This is a genomic window from Virgibacillus oceani (genome assembly GCF_041521345.1).
Taxonomy (GTDB): domain Bacteria; phylum Bacillota; class Bacilli; order Bacillales; family Amphibacillaceae; genus Virgibacillus_N; species Virgibacillus_N oceani_A.
The window spans coordinates 61315-74861 of sequence record NZ_JBGOHB010000005.1 but is presented as its reverse complement, the minus strand read 5'-3'; the positions used below and the strand labels follow the sequence as shown (position 1 = coordinate 74861).

Genomic DNA, 13547 nt, shown 5'->3' with positions numbered 1-13547 from the left:
TTCTTTTTATGAGTTAAAAATACCCACCTTTCTGGAGAGATGGGTATTTTAATTTATAATTAATAATGAAGTTATTATTTCTGTTTCGGTATTTTTATCGTTATCTGGTAGTAGTCATCCAGTTCCTTTTCATCTGATTCCACGTTCATACCGGTATCATTTACCATCGCTAATGATTGCCGAATTGTGTTCATTGCAATGCGTACGTCTTTATTAACGCCTTTCCATTGGTTACGCTTTTTCTTTTTTTCTCCTTTGGGTGCATTCAGCTTACTTATTCGCTCTTCTGTCTGTTTTACATTCAAATCGAACTCCAGAATATCTTGCAAAAGTTTTACTTGTTGTTCCGGATCACCTAACTTGATTAAAGCCCTTGCATGACGCTCCGTAATTTGTTTATTCAGTAGCGCCTCTTGAATTTCCTCAGATAACTTTAATAAACGCAGCTTATTAGCGATGGTTGATTGGTTTTTTCCAAGCCTTTGGGCTAATGCTTCCTGTGTTAAGGAATGAATCTCCAATAACTTCGCATAAGCATTTGCTTCCTCAATAACTGTTAATTCTTCCCGCTGCAGGTTTTCAATGAGAGCGACAGAGGCTATCTCCGTATCATTCATTTCTCTAACTATCACAGAAACATTTTCCCATTCCAGTTCCTGAACAGCTCTCCACCTTCGTTCACCTGCGATTAGTTCATACTTTTCTTCTTCTATTTGGCGTACGACGATCGGCTGGATCATTCCATGTGTATGAATAGTCTGTGCCAGCTCCTGAATTTTTTCCTCACTGAAAATTGTCCTGGGCTGATATCTATTTGGTTCAATAGATTGCACGGGAATTTGAACAACTTCATCCGGATGAAAGTTTTCCACTTCTCTTTCTTCACCCTTTTCACCCAAACCAAAAATTCGGTTAAAAGGTTTTACCATCTTGTTAACACCACCTTTTAAAGCAAAATGTTTCACGTGGAACATTTTGTATTATCTGTATAAGTACAAGAACCTTTAGGTCATGGCATGAAGCCGATATTCCTATCAAACAATATAAACACAACGAAGACTTTCACCGTGCTATCGGTGAAAAGTCCGTTAAATAAAATAAAGCAATATATGTAAACAGGCTATTAATCTATTATTATTCTATCATAAATGACCTGAAATGAACATTACAAAACCTGGCTCTTGTAAAGTCTTTGTAAAAGAACAAAAGCGCAAGCGCATGTTTAGCGATATACGAACTGCGCCTTAGGATGCGCTTAAACGCTCGTCCCACCGCAAAGATTTGCTATCACTGGAGCTGGCTATGGCTATTTCTATATTAAAAATTATCCCAGACCCTACGTTTTATCATTTTCCAGGCATTGAAACATGATTTTTCACTCTGCAATGCGTCAGTCCCTGCAGCATTTCGTTTGCACAAATGCAGGTGAAAACAACTTATTCGATGGGTTCTTTATTTGGTGTTCCTGCTTTCCTTGGGTATTTCTTCGGTGTTTTTCTCCTTTTATCGACAATGACTATGGAACGCTCACTTTTTTCTTCTGGGAGTAAAAAGGTATGTGTATCTTTTATGTTGCCCCCTAATACTTCAATCGCGGAATCTGCTTTTTTCAATTCCTCTATGACCTGTGCACCTTTCATTGCGAGAAAAGTGCCATTCATTCTCACCAACGGCAAACAGAGTTCTGCTAAAACAGACATGCGGGCTACAGCTCTTGCTGAAACAACATCAAATTTCTCCCTAAAATCGGCGTTTTTACCAAAAGACTCAGCACGATCATGATAAAATGCAACATCTTTTAAATCCAATGCAACGCCCAGCTGATTTAAAAAATAAATTCGCTTTTTTAACGAATCAACAATCGTCACTTTAATATGAGGAAAGCAGATCTTTAGCGGGATGCTCGGAAACCCTGCTCCTGCCCCAACATCACATACGTCCATTGGCTTTGTGAAATCATAATAAAAGGCTGCTGCAATCGAGTCAAAAAAATGTTTTTCATATACATCAGCCTCTTCGGTAAGGGCGGTAAGGTTTATTTTCTCATTCCATTCTACCAATGTTTTAAAATAAATCCGGAATTGTTCTAGCTGATGATCATTCAGTTCGATTCCCTGTTCTTTTAAACGCAGCGCAAATGTCTGTTCATTCATCTTTTACAATTCTCCTTATGTAGAAGAAGATCACCAGAAATTAGTGATCTTCCAATAAAACTTAATTTGCTACTCTCGCGATATCCCCTTGTTCAATATAGACTAATAAAATAGAAACATCAGCAGGGTTTACACCGGATATTCTGGATGCTTGACCGACGGATAATGGGCGAATACTTTTCAGTTTCTCTTTTGCTTCTGTAGCAATTCCATTTATCGCATCGTAATCAATATTCTCGGGTACTTTTTTATCTTCCATCTTTAGCATCCGGTCAACCTGATCCATCGCTTTCTTAATATAACCCTCATACTTAATTTGAATACCAACCTGCTCTTTTACTTCACCCGGCAAATCAGGGTCCGGCTGCAGGATACGTTCAATATTCTCATAGGCTATCTCCGGACGTTTCAGAAGATCATATGCTTTTACTGCTTCTTTCAACGCCCCAGCACCGGTCTCCTTCAGAAAACCATTTACTTCGTCGGTAGGTTTGATGATCAATTTATTTAATCTTTTCTTTTCCTGTTCTACCGATCGATTTTTTGCTGCATATTTTGCGTAGCGCTCCTCACAGACCGTTCCTGCTTGATAACCGATTTCTGTCAGGCGGAGATCCGCATTGTCATGGCGCAATAGTAATCGGTATTCTGCACGAGATGTGAGAAGACGGTATGGTTCATTCGTCCCTTTTGTCACCAAATCATCAATCATTACGCCGATATAGGCCTGAGAACGATCGAGGATGATCGGTTCTTTTCCTAATAATTTGGCAGCCGCATTCATCCCTGCCATCATGCCTTGTCCTGCCGCTTCTTCATAACCGGAAGTTCCGTTAATTTGTCCGGCTGTAAACAAGTTTTCGATTTTTTTCGTTTCCATTGTAGGCCAAAGTTGTGCAGGAACGACTACATCATATTCAATGGCATAGCCAGCCCGCATGATTTGTGCATTTTCCAGACCTGGAACGGTTTTTATCATTTCATGCTGTACGTATTCCGGGAGCGATGTAGATAGCCCTTGTACATACACTTCATCTGTATCTCTTCCTTCCGGCTCGAGGAAAATTTGGTGTCGTGGTTTATCATTAAAACGGACAATTTTATCCTCAATAGACGGACAGTACCTTGCTCCAGTTCCGCGTTTCACGCCAGAATACATGGCAGACATACCGAGATTATCATTAATTACCTGATGTGTGAATTCATTCGTATACGTTAACCAGCATGGCAGCTGATCAACGACCCGCTCTTCTGTTTCATAAGAAAAATACTTGGGATTCTCGTCGCCTGGCTGGATTTCCGTTTTGGAATAATCAATGGAATGACTAATCACCCGTGGTGGTGTACCTGTTTTAAAACGGGTCAGCTTAAAGCCGAGTTCCTCCAGATTATCGGAAAGCTTCAATGTGGGACGCTGATTATTCGGCCCGCTTTCATATTCCACATCTCCAATCAATACTTTCCCCCGCATAAAGGTGCCGGTGGTGATAATGACAGATGCTGAAGTGTAAACAGCCTTCGTTTCCGTCACAACCCCTTTACACATACCATCTTCCACGATCAGGGAATCTACCATCCCTTGTTGTAAAGTAAGGTTCTCTTCCATTTCCAGCAATTTTTTCGCTTCCTGCATATAAACGTTTTTATCAGCTTGTGCTCTTAGAGCCTGCACAGCAGGACCCTTTCTCGTGTTGAGCATACGCATTTGGATATATGATTTATCAATCAATTTACCCATGACACCACCCAGTGCATCCACTTCCCTGACAACAATCCCTTTGGCGGGACCGCCGATGGACGGATTACATGGCATAAATCCAATCATATCAAGGTTCAGTGTGAGCATTAATGTCTTCGCACCCATCCGGGCAGCAGCAATACTTGCTTCTATACCTGCATGGCCGGCGCCAACAACAATAACATCGTAATGGCCTGCATTATAAGTCATCATTTTCACCCTTTCTATCTATTTTTCTCGCGTTCCTTATTTTCCTAAACAAAACTGGGAGAATAGCTGATCAATCAGACTGTCGCTGGCTGTATCGCCAATAATTTCTCCTAAAAATTCCCATGTTCTCGTTACATCTATTTGTACAATATCAAGCGGCATATCAAGTTCGATCGCTTCCATCGCATCCTCGAGCGCCTGCTTTGCTTGTTTCAGTAATTGAATATGTCTTACATTGGACACATACGTTAAATCACCTGTGTCAATTTCCCCGGCAAAAAAGGTGTTTGCGATCACTGCTTCCAGTTCATCTACCCCTTTTTCCTCAATTAATGAAGTGGAAATGACAGCATTCTCCCCGGCTAATTCTTTAAGTTCTTCCATATCAAGCTTTAGTTCTAGGTCTGTCTTATTGACAATAATAATATATTCGAGTCCTTCTATCGCTTCAAACAGTTTTTTGTCTTCCGCTGTCAATTCCTCGTTATAATTCAACACAAATAAGATAAGATCAGATTCTTTCAGCACCTGTCTGGAGCGTTCCACACCAATTTTTTCGACAATATCTTCCGTTTCCCGGATGCCGGCAGTATCAACCAGTCTTAGTGGCACTCCCCTTACATTTACATATTCCTCAATAATATCCCTAGTTGTACCCGGAACTTCTGTAACAATTGCTTTATTTTCCTGAACAAGTGTATTCATTAAAGAGGATTTTCCCACGTTTGGCCTGCCTACGATCGCTGTGGCAAGGCCTTCTCGTAAAATTTTCCCCTGTTTTGCTATACCCAGTAGTTCCTCAATCTCCTGATGCACTTCCTTCGTATTCTCCCGCATCATATTATGGGACATTTCTTCTACATCATCATATTCGGGGTAATCAATATTTACTTCCACGTGGGCCACTGTTTCGAGCAGCTCCTGCCTTAATCGCTTAATCAAACCCGACAGCCGTCCGTCCATCTGTTTTAATGCCACAGACATCGCTTTATCCGTTTTCGCCCGAATTAAATCCATCACAGCTTCTGCCTGGGATAAGTCAATACGTCCATTTAAAAAGGCACGTTTTGTGAACTCTCCTGGCTCTGCAAGCCTTGCTCCCTGACTCAATACAATTTCCAATACCCTATTTACGGATACCAGTCCGCCATGACAGTTAATTTCAACAATATCCTCCCGGGTGAACGTTTTAGGGCCTCGCATGATGGAAACCATCACTTCCTCTGCAACCTCATTTGTTGCCGGATCAATAATTTTACCATAATGCATCGTATGGGATGCCACATCCAAGACATCTTTCCCTTGAAAAATAGCAGCTGCCATCTGAATCGCTTCAGGCCCGCTCAACCTGACGATAGATATAGCACCCTCACCTATTGGAGTGGATATTGCTGTAATCGTATCTGTTTCCATCTGCTGCACCTCCTTGCTTGCGCTTAAATCTATATTTAATTAGTAACTGAATTATTTTATTGTCACTAACAAAACAGAATATCACAATCTCATGCAAAAATAAAGTTATCCACAGAAATATATTATAGCAAGAAAGAGGGTCCCTATTCACATGTGAATAGACAACATGCTAATGACTAAATATTAACATGTTGATTACTTATATTGGGAAGGAGGGACAGATACATTTTACCAGCTGTCCCTCTCCCCAAATCAGTTTAAATAATATATGTTATTTTATTCAAAAGTGTATTAACTAAGATAACATTCCATAGGTGCAAAGTTAAGATGGGCTAACAGCATTGGTATAAATACCCCTTTTAAGTTTTAAAAAATATGGAACTGAAAAGAAACAGAGGTAAACTATTCCTCTGTTCCTGGTTTTTCTGCACAGAATGGTGATGTTAACTAACTTTCGTGAACTACTCGCCACTTAGCTACGTTTGAAGTGGGAGCTTCTCACTTCCACAACGAAAGCAAACTTTCTTCTCCATGAGCGTTACTTCGGAAAGTTCCTTCCCTAGATGTCCGACGATTCAGAGTTTCTTTCGTTACCTTGGATATTTTACGATGGAAGGATAGCTTGCTTTTCGCATTTAGTTTCGCCATACAACCACATATATCCAGTTATCAAAGAACACTTCATATTTTCATAGTATCTTATGTTCGGTCAATTAGCACGTCTAAAGACGTACTTGACCGAAGCTAATTCATCTCCACCTTACCGTTGGGCTATCGTGCTTTACACGCTTGAAGATGGAGACTTCTTGGCTAAAAACGTTAAAATGGTCTAACTGTAATTTCATTCACATTTACGTGATCCGGCTGTGTCACGGCATAGACGACTGCTTTTGCAATATCAGCTAATTCGAGCTTTTTCCGGCCATTTTCAAAAGGACTTGAACTAGATAAGTAAATACATCTGCTCTACCAAACTGGACATAGAACCTGTTCCGTATCCCTTTATTACCACTAAAAAATTAAATTATCAAAATCTAATCCAAAATAAAACTCGCACTAAAAAACCGTCATCCCACTGGAAATGACGATTTACTTAAGAAAATATCAGCATGTTACTTACTTTTCTGAGCTATTTCTTATTATATCTATCGTTCCATCTCTATACGCATTTTCTACCTGATCATGCGTAATAGTCAGTTCTTCCCCGTTAATATGATTTTCCGGATGATATGTTTTACCTGCAACTTTTTTTGCTTTCTCCTGGTGATCAGCATGCTCCCTGTTTTGCATTTTTCATATCTCCTTCCTGGTTCTGTCTTGCTTTTTACATTTTCCCTAAATTAAACAAAATAAAACGCCTGATAAAACATATCAGACGCCCTTTAGAAATTTATCACAGTGTAACTGGCTGGCCGACAAAAACCCCACGTCCTGGGACTAGGGACAGTAGTTCCTCGTCCCATCATAAAAAATTATGGCGATGTTGGCACTAGTACGTCCTGTGCGTCGTATGACTCCCGCTTCAAGAATGAAGGAAACATGAAAATGCTAAGTGGGAGAAACAACAGCCAATAACGGCCCGATTCGTTCAAGGACCTTTAGGCCATACCCTTGCCGTGCTTACATTCATTGGGGGAAGGGGGAACGCAGACTAAAATCGCCACGTCCTGGGACTACGGTACAGTGGTTCCTCGTCCCACCGAAATACATTGTGGCAACGTCTGCATGACCTAAGTCCTGTAAGCCTAAACCCCCACTGAATGAAGTTTCACTTTATTTAATTTGGTTTAATGACAATATGACGATGAGGCTCTGCACCATCGGAATAGGTTGTAATGTTCCCTTGATTTTGCAATACACTATGAATAATTTTACGTTCAAAGGCAGGCATTGGCTCCAGTGCTACCTTTTTATTCAACCGTACGGCTTTATCAGCCATTTTTCCGGCCAGCGACTCCAATGTTTCTTTTCTTCTTCCCCGGTAACCTTCTGCATCCAGTGTAACCGAATAATATTCCGCTGCATCCTTATTTAAAGCAAGATGCACCAAGTATTGCAAAGCATTTAATGTTTGCCCGCGTTTACCAATGAGCAGCGCAATATTTTCTCCATTCATTTCATACGTGACATGATTTTCTTCTATAGTGGTCGTAATGTCCACATCTACATTCATATTTTTTGTCATTTCATAAATGAATGTTTCTGTTTCTTCAATATGATTCTTTTTGATTTTCATTTTTACGTAAGCACGCTTGGATCCAAATACACCGAGTAATCCTTTTTTACCTTCATCAATTATTTCGATTTCCACTTGGTCCCTTGTAGTGTTTAACTGCTCTAATGCTGATTGGACCGCCTCTTCAACTGTTTGTCCACTAGCAGTTATTTCTCTCACTTTTTGACGCCTCCATTATCTGCAGATTTCGCCATCATTGGTTTACGGATAAGGATTGTTTGAGCAATCATAAAGAAGTTACCGATTACCCAGTACAATGCTAATGCTGCTGGGAAGAAAAACGCCATGACACCTATCATAATTGGCATGACCCAAAGCATGACCATCATTTGCGGGTTTTGTGATGCCGGTGAACCTGCCATCATTAATTTTTGCTGCAGCCAGGTTGTAGCTCCTGTGATGATTGGCAAAATGGGATCGGTTGTTCCCAGCTCAAACCATATAAATTTCCCTTGGCTTATTTCTTCTGTACGCATAATTGCGTGGAAAATAGCAATCAATATCGGCATTTGCACGAAGATCGGCAAACAACCTGCAAGCGGGTTTACGCCATGCTTTTGGAATAAAGCCATCGTTTCCTGCTGTAATTTCTGCTGTGTATTGGCATCTTTAGAGCTATATTTTCCCTGTAATTCTTTTAACTCCGGCTGTATATCCTGCATTGCCTTTGAGCTTTTCAATTGTTTTATGTTCAATGGCATAAGGAGCAAGCGGATAAGTATGGTAACAATAACAATAGATAGTCCGTAGTTTCCACCAAACATATCGGCAAAATACGTGATTAACCATGATAATGGATAAACAAACCAAGTATTCCAGAATCCTTCACTTTCAGATGTGATTGGTTGATCGATTTGAGTACAACCGGAAAGTATTGCTACGGTTATTAATAACCCCGCGAGCAATAGATACTTTTTACGCAAAACCTTTCCTCCTAACTATATTACAAAGCTCAAGGCTATCCCTAAGCAATAAATCAAAATGGTTGAAAAATGAAAGAATAAATCCTTTTACATTCTTCTATCTGCTATTTTAGCTTATATGTCCATAAGATTCTATACTAAGCAACAACTATTTTTTGAACAAACGTTCTTTATGTATTAAGTGAACCAGACTTTTCTTTATTTCTTCCAAATTCATATGTTTGGTTTGCTGTCTCGCTATGACGACATAATCGTATTCGTTTTTAACATTTCCATCCAATTCTTGAAAAGATGTACGCAAATAGCGCTTGATCCGGTTTCGCGTCACTGCATTTCCTATTTTTTTACCAACGGATAGTCCTACTCTGAAATGAGACTGCTCCGGTTTTTTTACATAATAGATGACAAGCTGCCGGTTTGCAAAAGATTTCCCCTTCTTGAAGACTGCCTGAAATTCTTGATTTTTTTTAATCCGAAATTCTTTTTTCATTACTTATCACCTTAGTTACGCTAACGTATATGCTTGTCCAATTTCATCTATGTACAAAAAGATTTTATTCCATCCTGAAAAAGACCACTGAGTAGTCAGTGGCCTATGCAGATAATACTTTTCTTCCTTTGCGGCGACGGCGAGCAAGTACTTTACGTCCATTTTTTGTACTCATTCTTGCCCGGAAACCATGCACCTTTTTACGTTTACGGTTATTCGGTTGAAATGTTCTTTTCATTTATGTTGCACCTCCAAAAAAAGGATGTAAAATCTTAGAAAACTTAGCTTATCGCTAAAGGAATTCTCGAAAGCGTACATTGCTTCCCTAGAAGCCCTTATGCTGTCAAGTGCAAGATCTAATGGCGAAAGCCCTAGTTGCACTTATGCAGCAAGCAAGTTTTATACTTACTTAGCTGCCAAAGTAAAAGTCATCCATAAGACAGTCTTTGTAATTATACGTAATGAATAAGGCATCTGTCAACATTGATTTTTAATATCTGGACAGGGTTGGTAATATATCGTGATTAAAACTAGTATCATACCGATTAACAACGTTTTCATATAAAAGCTACTGATAAGAATATATGAGGTGATGAAAAGGTCGTTGGAACGATCTACTATTTCACAAAGCTATTTTCTTTCATTTACACCTATTTATTCCCCTCTTCCACCTTGAATTAACTGCTTGTTTAAAATTATTTCTATATCAACATACAATTTTCACTCTTATAAATAAGATATTCACAATTAGCTGGACAATTAGCGCCTATCTAACAAAAAAAATCCTTTTTCTATAGCTAGTTTCCGCTATTAATCTACACCCTCTTTTTTTATCAACACTCCCTGTTCATCATTTTTCTCCTTTATTTTTTCATCCACAACAATTATCGACAAGAAAATCACAAAATATAGTAGTGTGCACAAACTTTGTCTACAACCTGTTGAATTTGTGGATAAGTATCTAAAAACCATTGCAGTGTCAGGTTATTTTTGATATTATAATTGTGTTTAACATGTTAAAGATGGATGAGGAAAAATAAGTTATCTACAGATTGTGGATAACTTGTGGATATTAATTCACATACCATAGTATAATGTTATCAACAGCTTTGTGGAAAACGTTTATAAGTTCTCTAACCTTTTTATTCGTCTCTATAATTCTGTCCACAGGCTTTTTTTACATCTTTTTTGGATATTTCCTTTCAAATCGATTTATTTATTAAGGATTTAGACCTTTATATGAACCCTAATAAAATAACAAGAGGTAAACCAAATATGTTTTTGGCACTATTCGACAAAATGCCTTTTTCATCTTTTTTGAGATAGAGAGAGGCTTTTTGTGTCATTTAAGCAACTATTTTCCAGAATCACAGTTTAGAAAACTTATTCGCCTCCAAGCCTCCCTAGCGGAGGTCTTAGTTGCTTAAAAAATTTGTCTTAGAAAGGAGTGAAAACATAAGTGGAGAATATAAATGATTTATGGGTAGCAACACTAGAAAAAATAGAAGAAAAGATAAGCAAACCAAGCTTCGAAACATGGCTGCAATATACAAAAGCATTGGATCTTGATGGAGACACACTGATAATATCCGCACCAAATGAATTTGCCAGAGATTGGCTGGAAAACCAATATACAAAATTTATTTCCGAGATTTTACTGGATATTACAGGAACGGAATTACACACAAAATTTATCGTTCCAGACAGCAGCCGAAAAGAAGACAAAGAAGAGAACGCTCAATCTAAAGCGAATTCGACTATGCATAGAGAAGTAAATAAAACCGTGCTGAATGATAAATATACATTCGATTCATTTGTTATTGGCGCCGGAAACCGTTTTGCCCATGCTGCCTCCCTGGCCGTTGCTGAAGCACCGGCGAAAGCCTACAATCCGCTTTTCATCTATGGTGGTGTTGGTCTGGGAAAAACCCATTTGATGCAAGCGATAGGCCATTATGTCCAGGATCACGATCCAGATGCAAGGGTCGTTTATTTGTCATCGGAAAAATTTACGAATGAGTTTATCAATGCCATTATGGATAATAAAACGACCGCTTTCCGCAATAAATACCGGAATGTCGATGTATTATTGATTGATGATATTCAATTTATCGCAGGGAAAGAATCTACGCAGGAGGAATTTTTCCATACATTTAATACTTTGCATGAAGAAAGTAAGCAGATTATTATTTCCAGTGACAGACCGCCGAAAGAAATTCCGACACTTGAAGACAGGCTTCGTTCCCGGTTCGAATGGGGGCTAATTACGGATATAACACCGCCCGACTTGGAAACAAGAATTGCCATACTGTCTAAAAAGGCAAGAGCAGAAGGCCTGGACATGCCAAATGAAGTTATGCTGTATATTGCCAATCAAATCGATACAAATATAAGGGAATTGGAAGGTGCACTCATCCGGGTTCAAGCATACTCCTCTTTGGTAAATCAGGATATTGATGCCTCACTTGCTGCAGATGCGCTAAAAGACATCATTCCAAGCAACAAACCACTCGTTATTACGATACAGCGTATTCAGGAAACTGTCGGGGAAAAATATAATGTCAAGCTGGAAGAAATGCTTGCAAAAAGACGGACGAAAGCTATTGCCTTTCCAAGACAAATTGCCATGTACCTATCAAGAGAGCTAACCGATTCTTCCCTTCCTAAAATAGGAGAAGAATTTGGTGGACGGGATCATACGACAGTGATCCATGCGCATGATAAATTAACCAGGTTAATGGAAAATGATACGCAACTGTCAAAAGATATCGAACAAATCAAAGAGCAGCTGAAAACTTTATAAACAAAGTGCCCTGTGAAAAGTGTGAAAAAGCATAGGAAATAACAAACAGTTTATCCACATGTGAATAACTGGTGTGAAATAACCGAAATGCATTTATCCACAGTAATAACAGCCCTTATTATTATTACTGTAATTAATATTAAATAAAATATATATAGTACTTCCACGAGGAGGATAATTGGATGAAATTCATTATTAAACGAAATCACTTAATGTCAGCATTACAGGATGTTACAAAAGCTATCTCATCACGAACAGTTGTACCTATCCTTACAGGGGTAAAACTAGATGCAGTACAAAGAGGTATAACATTAACCGGGAGTGACTCGGACATAACGATTAAATCTTTTATACCAGCAGAAGAAAATGATGAAATAATCGTTAAACAAATTGAAGAAGGCAGCATTGTTTTGGATGCTAAATATTTTCCCGACATCATTCGTAAATTACCAGAAGAAACTGTGGAAATAGAAATGGATGAACAATTAAAAGTAACCGTCCGTTCAGGAAAAGCTAAATTTAATTTAAATGGACAGGATCCGGATGAATATCCGCTAGTTCCAGAGCTGCAAACAGAAGACAATTTTGAAGTATCCACAAGCACATTAAAAGCTTTAATTAAACAAACGGTTTTTGCGATAGCAACGATGGAAAGCCGTCCAATTTTAACCGGGGTGCAAATAAAATTACTTGATAATAAACTGACATTTTCCGCAACAGACAGTCACCGGCTAGCCATGCAAGAAATTTCGGTTCCCGATTCACAGACTGAAATTACAAGTCTGGTTATACCTGGTAAAAGTTTGAATGAATTGAATAAAATACTAACCGATAGCGATGAACAAGTAGAAATAAGTGTAACGAATAATCAAATTCTATTCCGCACTAAAAATATTTATTTTCTTTCCCGACTGCTGGATGGTAAATATCCGGAAACTTCACGTCTTATCCCGGAGGAAAGAAAAACCGTCCTGCGAGTAAAAACGAAAGAACTTTTGCATACGATTGATCGAGCTTCTCTCCTTTCTAAAGACGATCACAATAATGTCGTGAGACTGACGACAAATGATATTAATAATGCAGAGATTACCAGTAATTCCCCGGAAGTAGGAACCGTCTCAGAGGATATTGCTGTTCAATCGATGGAAGGGGAAGACTTGAAAATCTCTTTCAGTTCAAAATATATGATGGATGCTTTAAAAGCAATTGATTTTGATGAGGTTGAAATAGAATTCACCGGCGCCATGCGTCCATTTATCATTCACCCTGTTGACGGGGAGAAAATCCTGCAGTTAATCCTGCCGATAAGAACGTATTAAGACAATCTCAGGGATCCAGAGGCCGGATGTCAACGCGGAAGAAATAAGGGGTTTCGTTAATTCGAGGATACAAAAACGATATGATTTATATTCTAAAAAATAAATACTTATTCACAACTAGGCTCATTATCCAAATCATTGATAGTGAGCTTTTTATTTTTTCGGCTGTTTTCTCATAGTTTTTCCTAGTAAGAACATAGATACCTTAACTTTAAAGTTATGTTCCAGATTCTATTTTATTTTTTTAGGTGCAGATAAATAT

Annotated in this window: 11 protein-coding genes and 1 pseudogene; 2 read left to right on the top strand and 10 right to left on the bottom strand. The window is 38.7% G+C overall.

The window, feature by feature from the left end:
* Window positions 1-74: 74 nt before the first annotated feature.
* The 10 genes and pseudogenes from noc to rpmH all read right to left on the bottom strand — a co-directional run bounded on the left by noc (window position 75) and on the right by rpmH (window position 9401).
* The gene (gene noc, locus ACDX78_RS05480; RefSeq protein WP_486026002.1) at window positions 75-929 is read right to left on the bottom strand and encodes a nucleoid occlusion protein; all 855 of its coding nucleotides are present in this window, start codon (window positions 927-929) and stop codon (window positions 75-77) included.
* A gap of 507 nt (window positions 930-1436) precedes the next feature.
* Entirely contained in the window at window positions 1437-2153 is a 717-nt protein-coding gene (rsmG, locus tag ACDX78_RS05475) for a 16S rRNA (guanine(527)-N(7))-methyltransferase RsmG (protein ID WP_486026001.1), read from the bottom strand.
* A 61-nt stretch (window positions 2154-2214) separates the two neighbouring features.
* Window positions 2215-4101, bottom strand: coding sequence for a tRNA uridine-5-carboxymethylaminomethyl(34) synthesis enzyme MnmG (gene mnmG / locus ACDX78_RS05470; protein WP_486026000.1), 1887 nt, complete (start codon window positions 4099-4101; stop codon window positions 2215-2217).
* Between the two features lie 36 nt (window positions 4102-4137).
* Window positions 4138-5514 carry a tRNA uridine-5-carboxymethylaminomethyl(34) synthesis GTPase MnmE gene (gene mnmE, locus ACDX78_RS05465; protein ID WP_486025998.1) on the bottom strand — a complete coding sequence of 459 codons (1377 nt, stop codon included), beginning with the start codon at window positions 5512-5514 and terminating at the stop codon, window positions 4138-4140.
* 819 nt (window positions 5515-6333) lie between these two features.
* Window positions 6334-6435: pseudogene (locus ACDX78_RS05460) on the bottom strand (oxidoreductase); the annotation flags it as partial.
* Window positions 6436-6630: 195 nt separating this feature from the next.
* On the bottom strand, window positions 6631-6804 hold the full coding sequence (locus tag ACDX78_RS05455; protein WP_486025996.1) for a DUF4025 domain-containing protein: 174 nt from the start codon (window positions 6802-6804) through the stop codon (window positions 6631-6633).
* Between the two features lie 487 nt (window positions 6805-7291).
* The gene (gene jag / locus ACDX78_RS05450; protein ID WP_486025995.1) at window positions 7292-7909 is read right to left on the bottom strand and encodes an RNA-binding cell elongation regulator Jag/EloR; all 618 of its coding nucleotides are present in this window, start codon (window positions 7907-7909) and stop codon (window positions 7292-7294) included.
* A complete protein-coding gene (gene spoIIIJ, locus ACDX78_RS05445) occupies window positions 7906-8673 on the bottom strand; it encodes a YidC family membrane integrase SpoIIIJ (RefSeq protein WP_486025994.1) in 768 nt (255 codons plus the stop codon). The genes jag and spoIIIJ overlap by 4 nt, the downstream gene beginning before the upstream one ends.
* Before the next feature lie 148 nt (window positions 8674-8821).
* Entirely contained in the window at window positions 8822-9163 is a 342-nt protein-coding gene (gene rnpA / locus ACDX78_RS05440) for a ribonuclease P protein component (protein ID WP_486025993.1), read from the bottom strand.
* A 103-nt stretch (window positions 9164-9266) separates the two neighbouring features.
* Entirely contained in the window at window positions 9267-9401 is a 135-nt protein-coding gene (gene rpmH / locus ACDX78_RS05435) for a 50S ribosomal protein L34 (protein WP_010094630.1), read from the bottom strand.
* Window positions 9402-10622: 1221 nt separating this feature from the next.
* Between rpmH and dnaA the strand changes: the two genes are divergently transcribed.
* Complete coding sequence (gene dnaA, locus ACDX78_RS05430; protein WP_486025990.1) at window positions 10623-11966, top strand: chromosomal replication initiator protein DnaA; 1344 nt, start codon at window positions 10623-10625, stop codon at window positions 11964-11966.
* A gap of 182 nt (window positions 11967-12148) precedes the next feature.
* Window positions 12149-13285 (top strand): DNA polymerase III subunit beta, encoded by a 1137-nt coding sequence (dnaN, locus tag ACDX78_RS05425; RefSeq protein WP_486025988.1) that lies wholly within the window; start codon window positions 12149-12151, stop codon window positions 13283-13285.
* Window positions 13286-13547: the final 262 nt, after the last annotated feature.